Source organism: Desulfocurvus thunnarius (assembly GCF_055390965.1).
Genome location: NZ_AP042411.1, coordinates 731552 through 752484, shown reverse-complemented (window position 1 = coordinate 752484; position 20933 = coordinate 731552). Strand labels below are relative to the sequence as shown.

At 71.6% G+C, this 20933-nt stretch carries 17 protein-coding genes and 1 tRNA gene; 9 read left to right on the top strand and 9 right to left on the bottom strand.

Features of this window, described 5'->3' with window-relative positions; genetic code table 11:
• Window positions 1-154: 154 nt before the first annotated feature.
• Complete coding sequence (selB, locus tag ACZ5KV_RS03405) at window positions 155-2068, top strand: selenocysteine-specific translation elongation factor (RefSeq protein ID WP_464240938.1); 1914 nt, start codon at window positions 155-157, stop codon at window positions 2066-2068.
• Window positions 2069-2205: 137 nt separating this feature from the next.
• On the opposite strand, the gene ACZ5KV_RS03400 is transcribed toward selB, so the two are convergent.
• Window positions 2206-2667, bottom strand: a complete 462-nt coding sequence (locus ACZ5KV_RS03400) for a hypothetical protein (protein ID WP_464240937.1) — start codon at window positions 2665-2667, stop codon at window positions 2206-2208.
• Between the two features lie 245 nt (window positions 2668-2912).
• A tRNA-His gene (locus ACZ5KV_RS03395) sits at window positions 2913-2988 on the bottom strand.
• Window positions 2989-3062: 74 nt separating this feature from the next.
• Between ACZ5KV_RS03395 and murA the strand changes: the two genes are divergently transcribed.
• Window positions 3063-4316 (top strand): UDP-N-acetylglucosamine 1-carboxyvinyltransferase, encoded by a 1254-nt coding sequence (gene murA, locus ACZ5KV_RS03390; protein WP_464240936.1) that lies wholly within the window; start codon window positions 3063-3065, stop codon window positions 4314-4316.
• A gap of 84 nt (window positions 4317-4400) precedes the next feature.
• On the opposite strand, the gene ACZ5KV_RS03385 is transcribed toward murA, so the two are convergent.
• On the bottom strand, window positions 4401-5327 hold the full coding sequence (locus ACZ5KV_RS03385; RefSeq protein ID WP_464240935.1) for a Gfo/Idh/MocA family oxidoreductase: 927 nt from the start codon (window positions 5325-5327) through the stop codon (window positions 4401-4403).
• A gap of 153 nt (window positions 5328-5480) precedes the next feature.
• On the opposite strand from ACZ5KV_RS03385, the gene lpxB reads away from it, so the two are divergent.
• Window positions 5481-6659 carry a lipid-A-disaccharide synthase gene (gene lpxB / locus ACZ5KV_RS03380; protein ID WP_464240934.1) on the top strand — a complete coding sequence of 393 codons (1179 nt, stop codon included), beginning with the start codon at window positions 5481-5483 and terminating at the stop codon, window positions 6657-6659.
• 29 nt (window positions 6660-6688) lie between these two features.
• A complete protein-coding gene (locus ACZ5KV_RS03375; protein WP_464240933.1) occupies window positions 6689-9157 on the top strand; it encodes a DNA internalization-related competence protein ComEC/Rec2 in 2469 nt (822 codons plus the stop codon).
• 126 nt (window positions 9158-9283) lie between these two features.
• Here the strand turns inward: ACZ5KV_RS03375 and trpS are convergent, their stop codons facing one another.
• The 3 genes from trpS to ACZ5KV_RS03360 form a co-directional block, all read right to left on the bottom strand.
• Window positions 9284-10297, bottom strand: coding sequence for a tryptophan--tRNA ligase (trpS, locus tag ACZ5KV_RS03370; RefSeq protein ID WP_464240932.1), 1014 nt, complete (start codon window positions 10295-10297; stop codon window positions 9284-9286).
• A 13-nt stretch (window positions 10298-10310) separates the two neighbouring features.
• Window positions 10311-10961: a site-2 protease family protein gene (locus tag ACZ5KV_RS03365; RefSeq protein ID WP_464240931.1), complete on the bottom strand. Its 651-nt coding sequence runs from the start codon at window positions 10959-10961 to the stop codon at window positions 10311-10313.
• A gap of 85 nt (window positions 10962-11046) precedes the next feature.
• Entirely contained in the window at window positions 11047-11406 is a 360-nt protein-coding gene (locus ACZ5KV_RS03360) for a response regulator (RefSeq protein WP_464240930.1), read from the bottom strand.
• Between the two features lie 184 nt (window positions 11407-11590).
• On the opposite strand from ACZ5KV_RS03360, the gene ACZ5KV_RS03355 reads away from it, so the two are divergent.
• From ACZ5KV_RS03355 to ACZ5KV_RS03335, 5 genes are all read left to right on the top strand, one after another.
• Entirely contained in the window at window positions 11591-11803 is a 213-nt protein-coding gene (locus ACZ5KV_RS03355) for a ubiquitin family protein (protein WP_464240929.1), read from the top strand.
• Window positions 11804-11808: 5 nt separating this feature from the next.
• Window positions 11809-12705, top strand: a complete 897-nt coding sequence (locus tag ACZ5KV_RS03350) for a TIGR00269 family protein (protein ID WP_464240928.1) — start codon at window positions 11809-11811, stop codon at window positions 12703-12705.
• Between the two features lie 147 nt (window positions 12706-12852).
• Entirely contained in the window at window positions 12853-13251 is a 399-nt protein-coding gene (locus tag ACZ5KV_RS03345) for a DUF3568 family protein (protein ID WP_464240927.1), read from the top strand.
• Between the two features lie 107 nt (window positions 13252-13358).
• A complete protein-coding gene (locus ACZ5KV_RS03340) occupies window positions 13359-14384 on the top strand; it encodes a glycosyltransferase family 2 protein (RefSeq protein WP_464240926.1) in 1026 nt (341 codons plus the stop codon).
• A 29-nt stretch (window positions 14385-14413) separates the two neighbouring features.
• A complete protein-coding gene (locus ACZ5KV_RS03335) occupies window positions 14414-15685 on the top strand; it encodes a glycosyltransferase (RefSeq protein WP_464240925.1) in 1272 nt (423 codons plus the stop codon).
• A 6-nt stretch (window positions 15686-15691) separates the two neighbouring features.
• Here the strand turns inward: ACZ5KV_RS03335 and mltG are convergent, their stop codons facing one another.
• Genes mltG through ACZ5KV_RS03320 form a run of 3 tightly spaced genes read right to left on the bottom strand, consistent with a single transcriptional unit; the run spans window position 15692 to window position 20774 of the window.
• Window positions 15692-16759, bottom strand: coding sequence for an endolytic transglycosylase MltG (mltG, locus tag ACZ5KV_RS03330; protein WP_464240924.1), 1068 nt, complete (start codon window positions 16757-16759; stop codon window positions 15692-15694).
• Complete coding sequence (gene ruvX / locus ACZ5KV_RS03325) at window positions 16756-17196, bottom strand: Holliday junction resolvase RuvX (protein ID WP_464240923.1); 441 nt, start codon at window positions 17194-17196, stop codon at window positions 16756-16758. The genes mltG and ruvX overlap by 4 nt, the downstream gene beginning before the upstream one ends.
• A gap of 5 nt (window positions 17197-17201) precedes the next feature.
• Window positions 17202-20774: an FAD-binding and (Fe-S)-binding domain-containing protein gene (locus ACZ5KV_RS03320; protein ID WP_464240922.1), complete on the bottom strand. Its 3573-nt coding sequence runs from the start codon at window positions 20772-20774 to the stop codon at window positions 17202-17204.
• Window positions 20775-20933: the final 159 nt, after the last annotated feature.

The window sequence follows — 20933 nt, the reverse complement described above, 5'->3', positions numbered from 1 at the left end:
CGGAGGTTTCGCGTCCGGCTCCGGCTGGTGGAGGCGGGGATGGGCTGCCCAGGGCCGGGCCGACGCCCTTGGGCCGTGCCCGGGTTGAGCCGGGGCCGTTTTTGGCCTACTAGGAAGGTCCGCACCAACGCCCCAACCCCCACGAGGCCCCCACATGCCGGTTATCATGGGCACCGCCGGACACATCGACCACGGCAAGACCACGCTCATCAAGGCCCTGACGGGCATCGACTGCGACCGCCTGAAGGAAGAGAAGAAGCGCGGCATCACCATCGAGCTGGGCTTCGCCTTCCTGGACCTGCCGGGCGGCGCGCGTCTGGGCGTCATCGACGTGCCCGGGCACGAGCGCTTCGTGAAGAACATGGTCGCCGGGGCTTCGGGCGTGGATTTCGTCCTCCTGGCCATCGCCGCCGACGAGGGCGTCATGCCCCAGACCCGCGAGCATCTGGAAATCTGCACCCTGCTGGGCATCCGGCGCGGGCTGGTGGCCCTGACCAAGGCCGACGCCGTGGACGCCGACTGGCTGGAAATGGTCGAGGAGGACGTGCGTGGCGCCCTGGCCGGAACGTTCCTGGACGGCGCGGCGGTGCTGCCCGTGAGCGCGCACACCGGCGCCGGGCTCGACGCCCTGCGCGCGGCCATTGCCGAACTGGCGGCCCACAGCCCGGCCGAGCGCCCGGCGGATCTCTTCCGCCTGCCGGTGGACCGCGTGTTCACCATGCGCGGGCACGGCACGGTGGTTACCGGCACCCTGGTTTCGGGGCGCATCGGCGAGGGCGAGGAGGTGGTGCTCTTCCCCGGGGGCCTGCGCACCCGCGCGCGCGGGCTTCAGTCCCACGGGCAGCCCGTGACCGAGGCGCCCGCAGGGCGGCGCACGGCGGTGAACCTTGCCGGGCTGGAAGTGGAGGACGTGGCCCGCGGGCAGGTGCTGGCCCGGCCCGGGACGCTTTTTCCCCAGACCCTGTGGGACGTGGAGCTGACCGCCCTGGCCTCGGCCGGGCGCGACCTCAAGCACCGCAAGGAAATCCACCTGCACCACGGCACCCGCGAGGTGCTGGCCAAGGTCCTGCTGCTGGACCGCGAGGCCCTGCGCCCGGGCGAGACGGCCCTGTGCCGTCTGCTGCTGCCCGAGCCCATGCCCGGGGTCTACGGCGACCGGGTGGTGCTGCGCTCCTTTTCGCCGCTGCGGACCATCGCGGGCGGCCGGATCATCGGGCCCCACGGGCGCAAGCTGCGCCGGGGCGACCAGGGCGCCATGGAGCGCCTGCGGGCCCTGGCGGGCGACGACCAGCAGGCCGTGCTGGCCGCGCAACTGGCCCTGGCCGGGCCCGGGGGCGTGAGCCTGGCCGAGTTGCGCACCATGTGCGCCCTGGAGGCCCGGGCCCTGGAAAAGCTCATGCAGCAGATGTGCAGCCAGGGCGCGGCCTATCTGGTGGACAAGGACGAACGCGTGCACGTGGCCGGAGAGGTCATGGAGGCGCTCATGGCCGGGGCCCTGGAGCGCGTGGCGGCCTTCCACCGCGCCGAGCCCATGAAACAGGGCATCCTGCGCGGGGAGCTGGCTTCGTCCTGGGGCCGGGGGCTCTCCGAGCGGCTGGCCCATTTCGTGGTCGAGCGGCTGGTGCGCCGGGGCGAGCTGGTGGCCGAGGCCGAGACCCTGCGCCTGCCGGGGCACAGCGTGTCCCTGGCGGCGGACGCCGAGCGGCTGCGCGCGGCCCTGGAGGAGGCTTACCGCCAGGGCGGACAGACCCCGCCGAACCTGAAGGACGTGCTGGACCCCCTGGGCGTGGCCGCCAAGGACGCCGCTCCGGTGCTGCGCCTGCTCCAGGAGGCCGGGGTGCTCGTCAAGGTCAAGGAGGACATGTACTTCCACGCCCCGGCTCTGGACGCCCTGCGTGCGCGGGTGGTGGCCTTTTTGGAAGACAAGGGCGAGATGGGCGCGGCGGATTTCAAGACCGTCAGCGGCCTGTCGCGTAAGTATCTGATTCCACTGCTCGAACAGTTCGACAAGGAGCGGCTGACCGTGCGCGTGGGCGACGTGCGCGTGTTGCGGCGTAAGGAAAAATAGGGGAATCCCCCATTGCCGGGTTGTGCCGGGCGGAGTATTTTCCGGCTGTGGTCGCGCATGGGTGCGGCCGCAATGGGTGTGGGCCGCCCCCTTTGGGGGGCGGCCTGTGTTTTGGGCCAGGGGGAGGCGGCGGGCGCCTAGATGTTGCCCAGGGTGCGCACGTCGCGGCCCAGGGCCTTCTGGGCCTCGTAGGCGCGCATGCAGTCGGCCACGCATTCGGCCAGGGCCGCGCCCAGGCGCTGGCGCGGCACCTGGCGCAGGCTTGATGCCAGGGTGGCGCCGTCGTCCAGGGTCAGTTCCAGGGAGAAGGCGGCCCAGGCCGTGTCCTGGTCGGCCCGGTGCCGGGCGGGCGGGGTGCGCTCGGCGTGCAGCCGGGCGCTGGCGATGCGTCGGCCATGGGGTGCCAGGGCGTCGGTCATGGCCCGCTGTTCCTGCGCGGTCAGTTCCAGGGTGGCGCTGGCCGTCTCGGGGGTGCGCAGGCTGAAGGTCGCGCCGTGCGACTCGGCGGCGCCCGTGAGATTCAGGTGCAGCCCGCGGCTGAAGCCCAGGGCCAGCAGGCCCAGGATGAGGACGGCGGCGAGGATGCCGAGGGTTTTCATGGCGGATCGTTTCCCCTGATGCGCGTCTGGCCCGGCTCTTCCTGCCCCGGGGGGGGTGGAATGAGCGTAGCGTGGTCAGGGGGACAGGGAGATGACGGCACGACGACGTTCCCGTTGCGTGCCCCGACCGGCAGCCGTTGCGGAGCTTTTGTTTTTGCCAGTATGAGGATATACCCGGAGGCGCGCGCGGGCGCAAGGGCACAGGGAAACAAAAAGCCCCGCCGGGGCGGGGCTTGATGCCTTGGTGGGGTGAGAGATGGGACTTGAACCCACGGCCACCTGGGCCACAACCAGGTGCTCTACCAACTGAGCTACTCCCACCGTGAAGGTGGAAACGTCTACCGAAGCTTCGGGCGGCGGTCAAGCCTTTTCAACCAGCAACGACGGAAACAGCGATGGAAAAACTCGTCATTGAAGGCGGACGGCCCCTTGCGGGCACCGTGCGCGTCAGCGGCTCCAAGAACGCCGCCCTGCCCCTGCTCTTCGCGGCCCTGGCCGTGGACGGGCCGGTAACCTTCTCCAATGTGCCGCGCCTGCGCGACATCCGCACCACCCTGAAGCTCCTGGAGATCCTCGGCTGCACCACCACGTTCGACCAGGACGTGGTGCGCGTGGACACCGTGGGCCTGACGCCCGAGGCGCCTTACGATCTGGTCAAGACCATGCGCGCCTCGGTGCTCTGCCTGGGGCCGCTGCTGGCGCGCCTGGGCGAGGCGCGGGTGGCCCTGCCGGGCGGCTGCGCCATCGGCGCCCGGCCCGTGGACCTGCACCTCAAGGCGCTGGAGGCCATGGGGGCGGTGTTCGACCTGGAGGACGGCTACATCCGCGGCACCTGCGCGGGCCGCCTGCGCGGCGCGCACATCCAGTTCGACTTCCCCACCGTGGGCGGCACCGAGAACCTGCTCATGGCCGCCGCCCTGGCCGAGGGCGAAACCCTGCTCGTCAACTCCGCGCGTGAACCCGAGGTGGTCGACCTGGCCAACTTCCTCGTCGCCTGCGGGGCGAAGATCAGCGGCCAGGGCACGAGCATCATCCGCGTGGAGGGCGTGGAGCGTCTGGAAGGCTGCGCGTACCGCATCATGCCCGACCGCATCGAGGCCGGAACCTTTTTGTGCGCGGCGGCCATCACCGACGGCGAACTGCTGCTGGCGGATTGCCCGCTGTTCGAGCTGGAGGCCGTGGCCTTCAAGCTGCGCGAGATGGGCGTGTGGATCGAGGAGACGGCCGAGGGCGTCATCTGCCGCCGGGGCACGGAGCTCGTGGGCGTCAACGTGACCACGTTGCCCTTCCCGGGCTTCCCGACGGACATGCAGGCCCAGATCATGGCCCTCATGTGCCTGGCCAAGGGCACCGGGGTGGTCAAGGAGACGATCTTCGAGAACCGCTTCATGCATGTGCCCGAGCTGGGGCGCATGGGCGCGCGCATCTCCCTGGACGGGCGCACCGCCGTGGTGCGCGGCGTGGCGGGGCTGACCGGCGCGCCGGTCATGGCGTCGGACCTGCGGGCCTCGGCCTCGCTCGTGCTGGCCGGGCTGGCCGCCCGGGGCACGACCCACGTCCAGCGCATCTACCACCTGGACCGGGGCTACGAGCGTATCGAGGACAAGCTGCGCGCCGTGGGCGCGGTCATCCGCCGCGAGCAGGAGTAGGGCGCCCGGGCCCGGACGCGAGCGGCCCGCCCGGAGAACTCCTCCGGGCGGGCCGCTTCGTCGTTGCCGGGAGGGCCCCGGGCGTCAGCACACGCCCAGGCGCTCGATGGTCTCCAGAACCATCAGCCCGTCCTGGCCGGTGATGGGCACCCCGGTGCCGTCGCGCAGGGCGCCCAGGAAGGCCGTCAGCTCGCTGCGCACGGGCTCGCGGTAGAGCACCGGCCATTCCTTGATGCTGTAATGGTCGTTGTAGTCCTGGAAGCGGCTGTAGGCCTTGACCTGCTGGGTGATGAGGTTGGCCTCGATGTAACGCGAGGTGGTGGCCACGCGGATGGAGCGCGACTTGTAGGGCGTGACCCAGTTGGTGTTGATCTGCCCGAGCACGCCGTTTTCCATCTCGGCGGTGATGAGGGCCGTGTCCTCGTGTTTGCCGATGGTCGTGGCCGTGACGGCGAAGACCCTTTTGTACTCCGAGCCGGAAATGTGGCGGATGAGGTCGATGTCGTGGGAGCCCAGGTCGCGGACGACGCCCACGTCCTGGATACGCGGCGGGTAGGGGCCCACGCGCTCGATGGTGATGGAGATGACCTTGTCCTCGGCGGCCAGCTCGCGCACGCGCTGCACGGCGGGGTTGAAGCGCTCGATGTGCCCGACCATGATCTGCACCCCGGCCTTTTGGGCTGCCTCCAGAAGCTGGCGGCCCTCGGCGGCGCTGGCGGCCAGGGGTTTTTCGATGAGCGCCGGGATGCCCCGGGCCAGGACGGCAAGCCCCACGGGCAGGTGCAGCACCGTGGGCACGCAGATGTTCACGGCGTCCAGGGGCTGGTCCAGCAGGGCGTCGAGGTTGTCGAACACCGGCACGCCGAACTGGGCGTGCATGGCCGCCAGGGTTTCCGCGTTGGTGTCCATGACCCCGGCCACGCGGACCCCGGGCATCTCGGTGTAGTTGCGCAGGTGGACCCGGCCCATCCAGCCCAGGCCGATGACGGCGACGTTCATGGTCTTTTGCATGGGAATCCTTCCTTTGGCGCTCCGGGCGGGACGGCGGGCGGCGGGCCCGTTGCCTCGGGGGCCTGTTTCGCTTAGGGTCGCTCGGGCGTCGTACCAGATTCTCCCCCGGTTGCCAAAACCTAGTTTGGGCGGCGCCCCGCAGGGAGACGAACCATGCAGACCAGCACGAATACCATCATGAACGCCGGGGGCGGCCCGGGCACGGGGCCGGTGTGGATCAGCGCGGGCGAGGTGTCCGGCGATCTGCACGGCGCGCTGCTGCTGCGGGCCATGGCCGCGCGGGCGCCGGGGCTGCGCTTCACCGGCATGGGCGGCCCGGCCATGGCCGGGGCCGGGTTCGAGCCCGCTTTCGACATCGCCGAGCTGTCCCTGGTGGGGCTGACGGAGGTGGTGGCCCATCTGCCGCGTATCGCCGGGCTGTTGCGGCGCATGCGTCGGCGCATGGCCGAGGTCCGCCCGGCGGCGGTGGTCTGCATCGACGCGCCGGACTTCAATTTCTTCGTGGTGCGCATGGCCCGGCGCCTGGGCATCCCCGTGTTCTACTACATCTGTCCCCAGGTCTGGGCCTGGCGCGCCGGGCGGGTGGCGTTTCTCAAAAAGCACGTGCGGCGCGTGCTGTGCATCCTGCCCTTCGAGAAGGCCTTCCTGGCCGCGCGCGGGCTGGACGCCGACTACGTGGGCCACCCGCTGACGGACCAGATCCCCCTGGCCGAACTGCGGGCCCAGGAGCCCGAGCCGGGGCTGGTGGGCATCCTGCCCGGCAGCCGCCGCCGCGAGATCGAAACCCTGCTGCCCGAGTTCGCCGCCGCCGCGCGGACCATCGCCGTGCGCATCCCCGCGGCCCGGTTCGCCGTCCTGCGCGCCCCGGGGGTGGACGAGGCCCGGCTGCGCGCCCTGTGGCCCGCGGACCTGCCCGTGGAAATCGTCCCGCCCGAGGGGCGCTACCGGGCCATGCGCCGGGCCCAGGCGCTGCTCGCGGCCTCGGGCACGGCCACCCTGGAGGCCGCGCTGGTGGGCACTCCGGCGGTGGTGGCCTACCGTGTCTCGGCCCTGTCCTACGCCCTGGGGCGGCTGGTGGTCGGCGTGCGCAACATCAGCCTGCCCAACCTCATCCTCGGCGAGCGGGCCCTGCCCGAGCTGCTTCAGGGCGAGGCCAACGGCCCGGCCATCGCCGTGGAGGCCCTGCGCTGGCTCACGGACCCGGCGGCCATGGCCGAGATTCGCGCGCGCCTGGCGCGGCTGGCCGGGCTGGTGGGCGAACCCGGCGCCCCGGACCGCGCTGCGCGCATCATCCTGGACGGCGCGGGCCTGACGCCCGGGGGCGCCCGCTGACCGGCCCCTCCATGCGCGGCGGCGAAGACTTGCCCGGACCCCGGGCCGTGCCCGGCCTGCTGCCCTGGCAACTGCCCCTGTGCGCCCTGCTGCTGGGCCTGTTGGCCCTGCGCTTTTTCTGGCCCGCCCTGGCGGGCCTTGTGCTGCTGTGGGCCCTGGGCGGGGCGCGGCCCCGGGAGCGCCCCGGGGGGCTCGCCGCCCTGCTGGGCGCGGCCTTTGCCCTGGGCTGGGGGCTGGCGCTCTGGGCCCTGCCCGCCGGGCCCGCGGCGGAAGATGTGCCCGCCTGGATGGCCGAGCGGCGCGTGGCCCTGGTTTCGGGCCGGGTGGCCGCCGTGGAGAGTACCCCGGGGCGCCAGTTGCGCGTGTTCCTGGCCGACGCGCGCTACAGCCTGGACGACGGCGCCGAAGGCGCGCTGCCCGGGATGTTCCTGTGGAATTGGCAGGAGCCCGCGACCTGGCCGCACCCGGGGCAGGAGGCCGCCGTGCGCCTGCGGGTGCGCCCGGTGCGCGGCTTCGCCAACCCCGGCCAGTGGGACACGCGCTTCCACTGGGGCCGCCAGGGCGTGTTCTATCGCGGCTTCACCCGGGGCGAGGGCGGCCAGCCGCGCCTGGGCCCCGAGGCTCCGGCCCCGGGCGACCGGCTGCGCGCGCGCCTGCGCGCGGCCATGGCCGTCAGCGCCCCCGAGAGCCAGGGCCGGGCCCTGCTCGAAGCCCTGATTCTCGGCGAGCGCTTCGGCGTGGACCGCGAGGCCTACGACACCGTGCGCCGCTCGACCCTGGCCCATAGTCTGGCCCTGTCGGGGATGCACCTGGGCTTCGCGGCGGCCCTGGGCCTGGGGCTGGCCTGGGCGGCGGGGCGGCTGTGGCCGGGGCTGCTGCTGCGCGTGGCCCGGCCCCGGCTGGGTGTGCTGCTCGGGGCGCCGCTGGTGGGCTTTTACGTCTGGCTGGGCGGGGCCACGCCCAGCCTGCTGCGCGCCGGGGTCATGTTCGCCGCCTGGGGCGCGCTGCTGCTGCTCGGCCGGGGGCGGGTGCTGCTGGACGGGCTGTTTCTGGCCCTGGTGCTGCTGGTGGCGGCGGATCCGCTGGTGGTCCACGACGTGCGGCTGCAACTGTCCGCCGTGGCCGTCGCGGGCATCGCCGTGCTCGGACCGCCGCTGTGGCGGCTGGTGCCGGGGCGCGAGGCCGCGCGGGGCACCGGCCCGGCGGCCTGGGCCGTGTGCGCGGCCCGGGGGCTGGCCGGGGTGCTGGTGGGCAGCGTGGCGGCCAACGTGGCCCTGCTGCCGATCATGGTCTGGAATTTCACGGAAACCGGGTTGGCCCTGCCGCTGAACGCCCTGTGGCTGCCGGTGCTGGGCATGGCGGTGGTTCCTGCCGGGCTGGTGGGGGCGCTGCTGGCCCTGCTGCCGGGGCTGGCACCCGCCGGGCACTGGCTGCTGGGGGCGGACGCCGCCCTGCTGGACGCGGCCCTGGCCGCCCTGGAAGCCCTGGCCGCCCGGGGCTGGCTGCCCGTGGCCGTGCCCATGCGCCCGCTGTGGCCGCATCTGGTCGGGTACTACGCGTTGCTGACGGGCGGGCTGGTGCTGGCCCGGACGCGCGGGCGCGCGGCCCTGGGCGTGTGCCTGGCCGGGGCGCTGCTCGTGGTCTGGCCGGGGCTGTGGGCCCTGGCCACGGGCCAGGGCCGGACCCTGGGACTGACGGTGCTCGACGTGGGCCAGAGCCAGGCCGTGCTGCTGGACCTGCCCGGGGGCGGGCGGGTGCTGGTCGACGGCGGCGGCGGCTTCCCCGGCGGGCTGGACCCGGGCCGGGCCGTGGTCCTGCCCGCCCTGGCGCGCGGGCGCTGGCCCGGGGTGGATATGATGATCCTCAGCCACCCGGACCACGACCATTACGGCGGGCTGGCCGCCGTGGCCGAAGCCGCGCCCGTGGGACTGTTCGTCCACGGCGGACGCTGGCCGGACAGCCAGTCGGGCCGGGAGCTGCGCGCGGCGCTGGAGGAGAGCGGGGTGCCGGTACGCACCGTGCACGCGGGGGAGGTTCTCGACCTGGGGCCCGGGCTGATCCTGGAAGTGCTGCACCCCGAGGACCAGCGCGCCCCCGGAAGCAGCAACGACCAGTCCCTGGTGCTGCGGCTGGTCTGGCACGGGCGGGCTCTGGCGCTGCTGCCCGGCGACGTGGAGAAGGCAGGCATCCAGCGGCTGCTGGCCTCGGGGCGCGACCTGCGGGCCGAGGTGCTGGTGGTGCCGCACCACGGCAGCGCGGGCAGCCTGAGCCCCGAATTGTATGCGCGGGTGGCGCCCCGGCTGGCCCTGGCGGGCACGGGGTTTCTGAACTATCTGGGCTTTCCCGACGCGCGGGTGCGCGCGGCACTGGCCGGGGCCGGGGCCGGGCTCCACGACACCGGCGAGTGCGGAGCCGTGCGCGTGACCTGGGCGGACCCCCGGGCCCCGGCGCGGCTGGACACGGCCCTGGGCTGCCGGGGCACGGCGGTCATGCCCTGAGGGGGCGCCGCGCCGCCGCAAAAGAGCCGGGGCCGGTGCGCCTGTTTTGCGCACCGGCCCCGGCTCTTTTACGCCTCGCACCCTGCCGTTTTGCACGGCGTGGGGTGCAAGGGGCGCTGCGGGCGGCTAAAAGTCGAAGCCGATGAGCCCGCGCACGGCGGCCATGGTCTCGGCGGCCTTTTCGCGGGCCTTGCGGTTGCCCTCGGTCAGCACGTCCCACAGCAGGGAGGGGTCCTTGTCGTACACGGCGCGGCGGGCGTGGATCGGCTCCAGGAAACGCTCCATGGACTGCACCAGCAGGCGTTTGCAATCCACGCAGCCCCAGGAGGCGTTGCGGCAGCCGGTCATGATTTCGGGCAGGCGCCCGGGGTCGGTCATGATCTTGTGGTAGGGGAACAGGTTGCACACGTCGGGGTCGCCGGGGTCGGCCTTGCGCATGCGGTTGGTGTCGGTGAGCATGGCCATGACCTTCTGGCGCACGGAGTCCATGGGCTCGCCCAGGGCGATGGAGTTGCCGTAGCTCTTGCTCATCTTGCGTCCGTCCAGCCCCGGGAGCTTGGACTCGCGGGTCAGCATGGCCGTGGGCTCGGGGAAGAAGGGCGTGCCGTTCTCGCCGCCGCAGTTCAGGTAGTTGAAGCGCCGGGCGATCTCGCGGCACAGCTCCAGGTGCGGCAACTGATCCTCGCCCACGGGCACCTGGGCCGGGCGGAACATGATGATGTCCGTGGTCATGAGCACGGGGTAGCCCAGGAAGCCGTAGGTGTTCAGATCCTTGGCGGCGAGCTGTTCCTTCTGGTCCTTGTAGGTCGGGCAGCGCTCCAGCCAGCCCAGGGGCGTGATCATGGACAGGATCAGGTGCAGCTCGGCGATTTCCTTGATCTGCGACTGCTGGTAGATCACGCATTTTTCGGGGTCGAGCCCGGCGGCCAGCCAGTCCTTGGCCAGCTCGGGCACGAACTGTTTGATGCGCCGGGGGTCGGCGTACTCGCTGGTCATGGCGTGCCAGTCGGCCACGAAGAAGAAGCAGTCGTAATCCTGTTGCAGGGCGACCCAGTTGACGAGCACGCCGAAATGGTGGCCGAGGTGCAGCGGCCCGGTGGGGCGCATGCCGGAGACGATGCGTTGCCTTTGGCTGGACATGGGGTTCCCTTGGTCAGAACAGGATGTGGTTGAGCAGGGCCCAGATGGGCTGGAACACGAAGCGCAGGCCGCCGGAGACGACCAGCAGCACGATGATGATCAGGCCGTAGCGCTCCAGGCGCATGTATTGCTGGGCCCAGGAGTAGGGCAGCAGTTCGGCCAGGATCTTGCTGCCGTCCAGCGGGGGGATGGGCAGCAGGTTGAACACGGCCAGCACGACGTTGATGACCACGCCGAACTGGGCGATGAGATACAGCGGCTCGTAGTAGGGCGCGAGCAGGCTGCCCGGGGCGGGGTAGCTGTCGCGCAGCAGGATGAACAGCCCGAGGAAGGCCACGGCCAGCAGCACGTTGGCCGCCGCACCCGCCGCCGAAACCACGATGAGCCCCTGGCGCACGTTGCGGAAGCGGCCGGGGTTCACGGGCACGGGCTTGGCCCAGCCGATGATGAAGCCCCCGGTCAGCGCCGTGACGAGGAAGACCAGGGTGCCCATGGGGTCCATGTGCGGCAGGGGGTTCAGGGTCAGGCGCCCGGCCATGCGCGCGGTCTGGTCGCCGAACCACAGGGCCGCCAGCCCGTGGGCCACCTCGTGGCAGGTCACGGCCAGCAGGAAAGGGACGGCCATGATGGCCACGCGTTGGATGCTTTCGGCGAACTCGAACATAGGGGCTCGGGGTTACCATATGCCCGGGCGGCGGGCAAGCCCGGGCGGCGCGGCGCGGGCGGGCGGCCCGGGGCGGCGCCCCGGGCTAGGCGCGGGCCAGGGCGGCGGTCACCTTGGCCTTGAGTTCCGTCAGGTCCACGGCCTTGACCACGTAGTAGTCGGCGGCGATGGACTTCAGGTCGTGCTGGAAGCTGTCGTAGGCCGTGCACAGGATCACGGGCAGGTTCTGCTCGCGGCTTCTGATCTGCTGGAGCAGGTCCAGCCCCGAGCGGTTGGGTCCGAGCTTGATGTCGAGGATGACCACCTCGGGGTGTTCGCGGTCGAGCACTGCGAGAATGTCTTCGGAGCCGTCGGAGGTCGCCACCTGATAGCCGTCGGCCTGAAGCTCCTCCTGGTAGAGCATCCGGATATGCTTTTCGTCGTCCACAACGAGTATCTTGCGCATCCCGCCCTCCTGCCGTCCGGCGATTGCGGTCTGCGGCGCCAGGGGGTATCCTGCGCCTGTTTGTATGCTTCCATGGTGGAACGGAACGCGGGAAAAAGCAAGCCCGCGACGGATTTTCCTTGCCGTTTCGCGGGCCCCGGTGCTAGGGGAGTATCCCCCACCAAAAAGATAGGAATAGACAGGCATGCCCCAGCTTCCCCCGGTGACCGTGACCCTCGAACGCGAGGGCCAGACTCTGGTCTACCCCCGGCTGAATACGGCCCACCAGCTTTTGAACCGTCTGGACCTCGGCGTCAACGACTGCCTGGTCATTCGCGACGGTGAGTTGCTGACCCCCGACCGCAAGATCCACCCGGGCGACGCCATCACGGTGCGCACCGTGGTCTCCCGAGGCTGATCCATATGAAGTGTTCCCGTTGCGGGGCCGTGGCCCAGGTGGCCCTGCCGAGCCACCACAGCGGCTTCTGCCCCGACTGTTTCCGCGTCTTCTTCGCCCGTCAGGTCGAGCGCGCCATCCATCAGCACCGGATGTTCTCCCCGCAGGAGCCGGTGCTCGTGGCCCTGTCCGGCGGCAAGGATTCCCTGGGCCTGTTCCGCGAACTGGTGCTCCAGGGCTACAACGTCACCGGGCTGCACATCGACCTGGGCATCCCCGAGTCCTCCCCGGCGGCGAGGGCCAAGGTCGAGGCCTTCTGCGCGGCCATGGGGGCGCGGCTCACGGTGCTCGACATGGCCCGCGAGGGCCTGCCCATCCCCCGGGTCAAGGCCTGCGTCACGCGGCCGATCTGCGCCGTGTGCGGTAAGATCAAGCGCTATTATTTCAACAAATTCGCCATGGACAACGGCTTTTCGGCCATCTGCACCGGGCACAACCTCGACGACGAGGTCGGCCGCCTGCTGGCCAACACCCTGCGCTGGGACGTGGCCTACCTCTCCGACCAGGGGCCGAACCTGCCCGGGCGCGCGGGCTTCGTGGCCAAGTGCCGCCCGCTGTACCGCCTGTCGGAATACGAGACGGCGGCGTACGCGTTTTTGAGCGGCATCGACATCCACGTGGCCCCGTGCCCCTACAGCAAGGGTGCGAGCTTCACCCGCCGCAAGGAACTGATGAACCGCCTGGAAGGCGAGAGCCCCGGGGCCAAACTCCAGTTCTACGAGTCGTTCCTCAAGAACGCGCGGGGCCATTTCGAGGCCGCCGAGGGGCGCGATGGCGCGACGCTGGCTCCGTGTGAACGCTGCGGCTACCCGACCTCCGCCGGGGTCTGCAACGTGTGCCGCATCCGGGAGAAGCTGGGGTAGCAGGGTTTTTCCAGATGTTGGCCTTTTTGCGGCACTTTTTGAGCCGTGCATCTTGATTGGGCGCCGCTTTTCGGGTATCGGTTGCATTGATTTCCTAGGCAGAAACAGCGTACTGCATCGGAACAACCATCGCCCTGGGGGGGCACAATGCGCACCATCGTCACAACTTTGCTTTGCGCCGCACTGGCGGCCATCCTGCTCACGGGCTGCGCCGTCGGCGGCAAGGGCGGCAACGTCGCCCAGGGCGCGACCTATTTCGTCTGCACCGGCACCATGTTCGCCGACGAGCCCGCCACCGTGACCGAGGTCCACATGGCCGTGCTGGGCGCCCTGGAGGCCCTGGAACTGCCCGTGACCTACGACAAGAAGGACAACCTCGTGGCCGTGGTGGAAACCACCACCGCCGAGGGCAGCCCCATTGAAATCAACGTGGCCTTCCGCAAGGCCGACCTGACCCGCGTGACCTTCACCTCCTCGGACCGGCTGGACCAGTACAAGCTCTCCGGCCTGCTGGAGGCGATCCGCAAGCAGTTGGCGACCATCTAGCGCTGCGCCGGGCCGCGCACGGTTTTTGCGGCACCTGCGGCCTTCGCCCCTGGCGGAGGCCGCAGGGCCTTTTGCGTTTTTCGCCAGCGCCCGGAGCCCGCACCGCCATGGACAGCACGCCTCCCGAAGTCTCCGTCGCCCTGCCCGCCTTCAACGCGGGGCCGACCCTGCCCGCCGCCCTGGACAGCCTCCTGGCCCAGACCCACACCCATTTCGAGATCGTCGTCGCCGACGACGGCTCCATGGACGCCACCCCCGAGGTGCTGGCGGCCTACGCCGCGCGCGACCCGCGCGTGCGCCCGCTCTACCTGCCCCACCGGGGCGTGGCCCACGCCTTCAACGCCGCCGTGGCCGCCGCGCGCGGCGCCTTCGTGGCGCGCATGGACGCCGACGACCGCTGCCTGCCCCGGCGCCTGGAGCTGCAGGCCGCGCACCTGCGCGAGCACCCCGGCACCGGGGTGGTGGCCTGCCGCGTGGAGTTCGGCGGCAGCCGCGAGGCCTGCGCGGGGTACGCCGCCCACGTGGACTGGACCAACGCCCTTTTGACCCACGAGGCCATGAGCCTGGCCCGCTTCGTGGACGCGCCCCTGGCCAACCCCTCGGTCATGTTCCGCCGCGAACTGGTGGCCGCCCACGGCGGCGCGCGCCAGGGCGACTTTCCCGAGGACTACGAGATGTGGCTGCGCTGGTTCGAGGCCGGGGTGCGCATGGACAAGCTGCCCCAGGCGCTGCTGGTCTGGAACGATCCGCCGGAGCGCGCCTCGCGCACCGATCCGCGCTACGACCTCCAGGCCTTCTACCGCGTGAAGGCCGAATATCTGGCGCGCTGGCTGGCGCTGCACAACCCGCATCATCCCGAGGTGGTCGTCCTCGGCGCCGGGCGCGTCACGCGCAGGCGCGCGGCTCTGCTGGAAGACCACGGCGTGCGCATCGCCGCCTGGGCGGACATCGACCCGCGCAAGATCGGCAACACCGTCGCCGGGGTGCCGGTGGTCCATCGCCACGAGTTGCCCGGCCCGCAGGCATGTTTCGCCCTGTCCTACGTCGCCAGCCGGGGCGCCCGCGAGGACATCGGGGCCTTTCTGGAGGCGCGCGGCTTCCGCCCCGGGGTCCACTACATCACGGCGGCCTGAGGCCCGCGCCGCCGCCACAAGGAGCGCCCATGTCCACCGTCCCCCGTGTTGCCCTGGTGCTGCACGAAAGCCCCGTCGCCCGCCCCGGCGGGGTGGAACTGTACGTGCTGGCCCTGGCCCGGGCCCTGGGGCGCCTGGGCATTCCCGTGGAGTGCGTCCACCCGCTGCCCCTGCGCCCCGGGGAGTCCTCCGGCCCGCGCACCGTGACCGTCCAGGGCGTGCCTTTCACGGCCTTCCCCGCGCCCCTCAAGCCGACCTTCGAGTCGCGGCACACCGACCCGGAGCTGGGCGCGGCCCTGGCCGCCTTCCTGGTCGGGCGGGGCACCACGCTGGTCCATGTCCACCACCTCATCGGCTTTTCCGCCTCGGTCATCCCGGCCTGCAAGGACGCGGGGCTGCCCGTGGTCATGACCGTGCACGACGCGTGGTTCGACTGCAACCAGTGCCACTACGTGCGTTGGGACGGGGCGCTGTGCGCCGAGAGCCCGCCGGGCCCGGAGGTCTGCGCTCGCTGCCTGCTCGAACGCGTGCCCCACGTGGGCCGGGTCTATCCGTTGGAGACGCTCGCCGGGCTCATGGCCGGGCGCGCCCGGGCCCTTGCCGGGGCCCTGGGCCGGGCCGACCGCCTGCTGGCCAATTCGCGCTACACCCGGCGCAACCTGCTGCGCGCCGGGCTGCCGCGCGAGAAGGTCGTCTGCGCGCCCTTGGGCATTGCGGGCTTCGCGCCGCTGCCGCGCGTTCCGCGCCCGGAGGGGGCGCCCCTGCGCGTGGGCTGCCTGGGCAGCCTGGGCCGCGCCAAGGGCCAGGATGTGCTCGTGGGCGCCGTGCGGCGCCTGCCGCCCGGGCTGGTGGAGGCGCATATCCACGGCGGCAGCGCCGGGCGCGACTTCGCCCGCGAGCTGGAATCCCTGCTGGAGACCCCCGGGGTGGTCTGGCACGGCACCTACGGCCCGGCGGACCTGCCGCGCATCCTGGCCGGGCTGGACGTGGTGGTCCAGCCGTCGCGGGCCGAGAGCTTCGGGCTCACGGTGCGCGAGGCTTTTCTGGCCGGAGTGCCGGTGCTGGCCTCGCGCATTCCCGCGCTGGAAGAGGCCCTGGCCGGGGGCGGGGGCGGGCTGCTGTTTCCGCCCGGGGACGAGGCGGCCCTGGCCGGGCTGCTGGAGCGCGTGGCCGGGGAGCCGGGGCTTCTGGAAGCCCTGGCCGCCGGCGTGCCCCCGGTGCGCACCATCGGCGAGGACGCCCTGTATCTGGCGCGGCTGTACGCCCGGCTGGCGGGCGCGCCGCAGGAGGTGACGGGCTGAGAGGATCTAGCGGCGGCGGAGCTGGTGCTCGCGCACGGCGCTATTGTGCTCGTCCAGGCTGCGGCTGAAAACGTGGCTGCCGTCGCGCCGGGCCACGAAGTAGAGCAGGGCGTGTTTTTCGGGGCTTCGGGCCGCCAGCAGGGCCTCCAGGCCCGGGGAGCAGATCGGCCCCGGGGGCAGGCCCTTGCGGCGGTAGGTGTTGTAGGGGTTGGCCTCGTCCTGGAGGTCGGCCCGGGTCAGGTTGCCGTTGAAGTCCGGCCCCAGGCCGTAGATCACCGTGGGGTCGCACTGCATGAGCATGCCCAGGCGGATGCGGTTGGCGTAGACCCCGGCCACCCGCGCGCGTTCCCCGGGCAGGGCGGTTTCCTTCTCCACCATGGCCGCCAGGGTCACCAGCCGGAGCACTTCGTCCGCCGGGGGCGGGCCGTCGGGCCACAACCGGGCCCCGGCCTGGGCCCAGAACGCCGCGAGCATGGCCGCCACGATGGGCGCGGCGTCGCCGTCCCTCGGCCGGGGCACGAGATAGGTTTCGGGGTAGAGGAACCCCTCGGCACTGGGGCCGGGGATGTTGTACGCGGCGAGCAGGGCCGGGTCATGCACCGCGCGCTCGAAGCTCTCGAAGCTGGCCAGCCCGGATTGCTCGACCACGCGCCCCGCCTGCCACCAGGTCAGCCCCTCGGGCAGCACCAGCTTGTGCAGCACGGTCTGGCCCTCGGTCAGGGCGCGCAGCACCTGGCGCGGGGGCCAGCCCGTGTGCAGGGCGAACTCCCCGGCGCGCACCCGGGCCCCCTGGCCGTCCAGCCGCCCCAGCAGGCGGAAGAGCAGCGCGTCGGTGACCACGCCCTCGCGCTCCAGTTGCGCGGCCACGCGGGCCAGGGCGCTGCCCGGAACGATGTCCACGACCACCTCGCGGCCCGGGGTCTCGGGGGCGCTGTCCAGGAAGGTCTGGAAGCGCCACAGGCCCCATGAGCCCACGGCCAGGGCCGCCGCCAGCACCAGGGCCAGGGCGTAGAGCGTCAGGCGCAGGCTTCGCCGGGCCGCCAGGGCCTCGCGCAGTCGCGCCGCCGGGTTCACGCCTTGCCCTGCGCGCCCGCCCCGGGGCCGCATTCGTCGAGATGGGTTTGCAGGATGCGCACGGCGGCCTGCTGGTCGCGCGCGGCCTTGCGCCGGTCGCGGTCGCGCAGGCCCGCGGCGTCCAGGTCGTCGTCCGCCGCCGCGCTGGACAGGCGCTCGTCGGCCAGGGCCACGGGCAGGGGCGTGCGCCGGGCCAGGCTGGCGGCGAAATTGCGCGCCTGGCGGGTGGTCATGGAGTCCTGGCCGTCCAGGGTCAGGGGCAGGCCGACCACCACGGCCTGGACGCCCTCGGCGGCGATGACCGCCAGCAGTTCGGCGAACAGCGCGTCGCGCGTGGTGCGCGTGATGGTCCGGTAGGGGAAGGCCAGCGTCCCGCGCGGGTCGGACAGCGCAAGCCCCACGCGCTTCAGGCCGAAGTCGATGCCCAGGGTGCGCACGGCCGCTAGCCTTTGGCTCCCGGCTGGCCCAGGCGGGCAATGCGCACGCCGGGCAGCCCGGCCCCCGGTGCGCCCAGGGCCGCCAGCAGCTCCTTGCGCCAGCGCGGGCCGCCCGCCAGGGCCGCCAGATGCTCCAGGGTATGCAGCACCGGGTGGTGCCGGCCCATGTTGATCAGGCAGCGGGCCACGCCGATGCGGCACGAGGGGCAGCCGACCAGGATGGGCGCGTCCGCCGGATAGTCGGCCAGCCCGGCCTCCAGGATGTTCTGCTTCTGGGCCCGCAGGCGGTTGTAGATGGCCGGGGTGGTCATGGCGCCCATGCCCGATTCGCCGCAGCAGCCCGGGGAGAGGGTGACCCCGGCCCCGGTGATCTCCGCCAGGGCGGCGGCGTATTTCTTCCCGGCCTGGGCGGCCTTGACCCCCGACCATTCGGCGTGGCAGGCGGCGTGGTAGAGCAGGGGGCCGCCCTGGGGCTCGATCCCGGCCGGGGGCGCGGCTTCCATGAGGTACTGGACCACGTCGCGATGGGCCATGGGGCTGGTGAAGGCGTCGAGGTGGTATTCCTTGAGGCCTTCGCGGCAGGTGCCGCACGAGGTCAGCACGTGGGTCGGGGCCAGGCCCGCCCCGGCGGCGCGGCGCATGAGGTCGGCCAGGCGGTCCATGTTCCGCAGGCGGTTGGCGTTGAAGGCCTGCTCGCAGCCCGCGGCCAACAGCGGGTAGCCGCAGCACATGTGCTCGGGCGGCAGCACCACGCGCACTCCGGCGCGCAGCAGCAGGTACAGCCCGGCCAGCCCGATGGCCCGCGTGAACAGCCCGGCTCCGCAGCCCGGAAAGTAGAACACCGTGGGCGCGTCGTCCCCGGCGCCCTCGGGCGCGAAGAACGAGGCCCGGCCCAGGTGCAGGGTGTCGGCCAGGTGCTGGAAGCCGAGCAGCGGCCCCTTGCCCTGGAAGAGCGGGCTCTGGGCCCGTTTGCGCCACGGCGCGGGGATGAGCCCCACGGCGCGGTTGCCCATGGCCTGGCCCAGGGCCGCGGCCTTGGCCGCCTTGGGCACGCGCCGGGCGGGGTCGCCTGCCAGGAAATGCAGGATGCGCGATTTCAGGGGATGGCCGCCCGCGCCTTTTTCCTCCAGGAAGGTGCGCATGTGCAGCGTCACCTCGGGGGTGTTGATCTTCACCGGGCAGACGCTCATGCACTTGCCGCAGGCCGTGCAGTGGTCCACCAGCTCGCGGAGCTGGCGCAGCAGGGTCTGGTCCGGCTCGCCCTTGGTGACCTGGGTGTAGTAGATGGCCTCCACCAGGGCGCCCAGGCTGATGTTCTTGTTGCGCGGGTGGTGGATGAGCCCGCGCGTGGGCGAGTACATGGGGCAGACGGACTTGCACTTGCCGCAGCGGGTGCAGGTCTGCACGTTGGTGAGCAGGCTCATGAGCCGCTGCTTGTCGGGCAGGCCGGTGCGGCCCAGGTCCTGGATGAGCTTGTTGAAGGAGAAGGTGTAGGGCGTGACGGGCAGCTCGCGGCGCACGAGCTTGCCGGGGTTCAGCAGGCCGCGCGGGTCCACCTTGCGCTTGTAGTCGGCCAGGGCGCGGATCTTGTCCTCGTGCAGGAAGCCGATCTTGGTGATGCCGATGCCGTGCTCGCCGGACACGGCCCCGCCCAGGGCGTGGACCTTGTCGACCACGCGCTCCACGGCCTCCTCGGCCAGGTGCATCATCTGCGGGTCGTTGGAGTTGACCGGGATGTTCACGTGGCAGTTGCCGTCGCCCGCGTGCATGTGGTTGGCGATGACGATGCGCGTGGCCTGCATGCGGGCGGAGATGGCGTCCAGCTCGGGGCCCAGGTCGGGGTAGCGGCTTTTGAGGTCGCGGAAGAAATAATGGGTCTGGATTTCCAGTTCCGAATCGCTGATTTCGTCGGCGCCGATCTCGCCGTTGATGATCCGCGAGGCGTAGGTGAACTCCATGTTCACGAACTTGTCGGACACGCCGAATCCCGGCAGGCGCCCGGCGTCCTGCAAGGCCGCGCGGTAGGCCTTGGCCATGAACACCAGGTTCAACTGTTCCAGGAAGTCCGAGAACTGGGGGATGACCTCCAGGGGGATGACGATGTCCTCGTTGATCTTGAAGCCGGATGTGCGCTTGGAGATGGCCGAGAGCTTGTGGCGGTCCTCCCAGAAGACTTCGGCCTCCATGGGGTCGCGGGCCACGAAGGCGTCCACGGTGTCGTAGGGTTCGGCGATGTCGACCACGGCCTGCACGGCCTGATCCAGGGCGTCCTCGTCGTCGGAGTCGAGCTGCATGATGAGCACGGAGATGGGCTCGCCCTCGTAGCGCATGGACTTCTTCTGGTAGTCGATGGCCTGGACGTACTTGGGGCCGAATTCCTCCAGGGCCGAGATTTTCACCAGGTCGCCCTGGCGGCGGATGGTGTCGCGCAGGGCCACCACGTCGCGGATGACGAGCATGGCCGGGTGCATGGTCCGCCCGAAGAACTCCAGGCAGAGCACGCGCGAATGGGCGGGCTGGGGGTAGCAGGTGAAGCAGCCCTCGGTGATGATGCCGTCCACGCCCTCCTTCTGCACGCCGGGCAGCCCGCCCAGGTACTTGTTGGTCACGTCCTTGCCCAGGCCCTTGCCGCGCAACTGGTCGCCGCGCAGGGTCACGGTGTCCACCCGGGCCCCGGCCTCGTCGAAGACCTCGAACACGGCCACGTCGGTTTCCAGGATCTTGTGGCGCGGATGGTCCTTGCGGCGGACCTCGATGAGCTCGCCGCTCGGGGTGACCATGCGGTAGGACAGGATGTTGTCGATGGTCGTGCCGTACTCGAAGGCGAAGGGGCCGCCGGAGTTTTCGGAGATGTTGCCGCCGATGCTCGACGCGGTCTTGGAGGCCGGGTCCACGGTGAAGAGCAGGCCCCTGGCGGCGGCCGCCGAGATGGCGTCCATGGTGATGGCGCCGCTTTGCACGCACAGGGTGCGTTCTTCGGGGTCCACGTCCAGCACGGCGTCCAGCCCCGCCAGGGAGAGGACCACGGTGCGCGCGTCGGCGGGGATGGCCCCGCCCGTGAGCCCCGAGCCGCCGCCGCGCGGCACGATGGAGAAGCCCATCTCGTCCGCCAGGCGCACGATGTCCTGGATGTGGCGGGTGGTCCGGGGCTTGAGCACCAGCAGGGGCAGCTCCATGCGCAGGTCGGTGGCGTCGGTGGCGCATTCCACGCGCGAATTGGGCCGGGCGTCCACGCACTCGCGCGGCAGCATCTGGCCCAGGCGGCGCACCAGCTCCTCGCGGAACTTCTGGTCGTCGCGGAAGCGGTTCCAGAAGCGGAACATGCCCGTGGCCAGGGCGGAGGAATACTCCTCGGCCATGGCCAGCTTGGTCTGGGCGAAGGAGGTCTGGACGTTCTTCCAGACCAGCTCGGGGTCGATGAACGGGTTGTAGCGGATGAGGAACAGCTCGGCGGTCAGTTCCAGGGCCGCCTCGCGGACGTGTTCGGGCCAGGCCTTGAATTCCCCGGGCGAAAGGCCCAGCACGCGCTGGACCAGGGGATCGGGGGAAATGGATATGTGCGGGCCTTTGTAGGGCATGATGGCAATCCGGGGTCGTGGTTCTTGGTGGAGCCCGCCAATATAGGCACTGGACTCCCGGATTGCAAGGCCGCCGGGCCGGGCCCGGGCGGCGGGGGCTGGCGGGTTTGTCGGCGGCCGGGGAGCGCCGTCCGCCAGGGGGCCGGGGCGCCGCGGGCG

What these genes read in the sequence shown, in the direction of transcription:
- ACZ5KV_RS03335 (WP_464240925.1), top strand. Translation starts at nt 14,414, where the DNA reads ATGTCCACCGTCCCCCGTGTTGCCCTGGTGCTGCACGAAAGCCCCGTC.
- ACZ5KV_RS03385 (WP_464240935.1), bottom strand. Translation starts at nt 5,327, where the DNA reads ATGCAAAAGACCATGAACGTCGCCGTCATCGGCCTGGGCTGGATGGGC.
- ACZ5KV_RS03365 (WP_464240931.1), bottom strand. Translation starts at nt 10,961, where the DNA reads ATGTTCGAGTTCGCCGAAAGCATCCAACGCGTGGCCATCATGGCCGTC.
- ACZ5KV_RS03320 (WP_464240922.1), bottom strand. Translation starts at nt 20,774, where the DNA reads ATGCCCTACAAAGGCCCGCACATATCCATTTCCCCCGATCCCCTGGTC.
- ACZ5KV_RS03400 (WP_464240937.1), bottom strand. Translation starts at nt 2,667, where the DNA reads ATGAAAACCCTCGGCATCCTCGCCGCCGTCCTCATCCTGGGCCTGCTG.
- ACZ5KV_RS03360 (WP_464240930.1), bottom strand. Translation starts at nt 11,406, where the DNA reads ATGCGCAAGATACTCGTTGTGGACGACGAAAAGCATATCCGGATGCTC.
- lpxB (WP_464240934.1), top strand. Translation starts at nt 5,481, where the DNA reads ATGCAGACCAGCACGAATACCATCATGAACGCCGGGGGCGGCCCGGGC.
- ACZ5KV_RS03350 (WP_464240928.1), top strand. Translation starts at nt 11,809, where the DNA reads ATGAAGTGTTCCCGTTGCGGGGCCGTGGCCCAGGTGGCCCTGCCGAGC.
- murA (WP_464240936.1), top strand. Translation starts at nt 3,063, where the DNA reads ATGGAAAAACTCGTCATTGAAGGCGGACGGCCCCTTGCGGGCACCGTG.
- selB (WP_464240938.1), top strand. Translation starts at nt 155, where the DNA reads ATGCCGGTTATCATGGGCACCGCCGGACACATCGACCACGGCAAGACC.
- trpS (WP_464240932.1), bottom strand. Translation starts at nt 10,297, where the DNA reads ATGTCCAGCCAAAGGCAACGCATCGTCTCCGGCATGCGCCCCACCGGG.
- ACZ5KV_RS03340 (WP_464240926.1), top strand. Translation starts at nt 13,359, where the DNA reads ATGGACAGCACGCCTCCCGAAGTCTCCGTCGCCCTGCCCGCCTTCAAC.
- ACZ5KV_RS03355 (WP_464240929.1), top strand. Translation starts at nt 11,591, where the DNA reads ATGCCCCAGCTTCCCCCGGTGACCGTGACCCTCGAACGCGAGGGCCAG.
- ACZ5KV_RS03345 (WP_464240927.1), top strand. Translation starts at nt 12,853, where the DNA reads ATGCGCACCATCGTCACAACTTTGCTTTGCGCCGCACTGGCGGCCATC.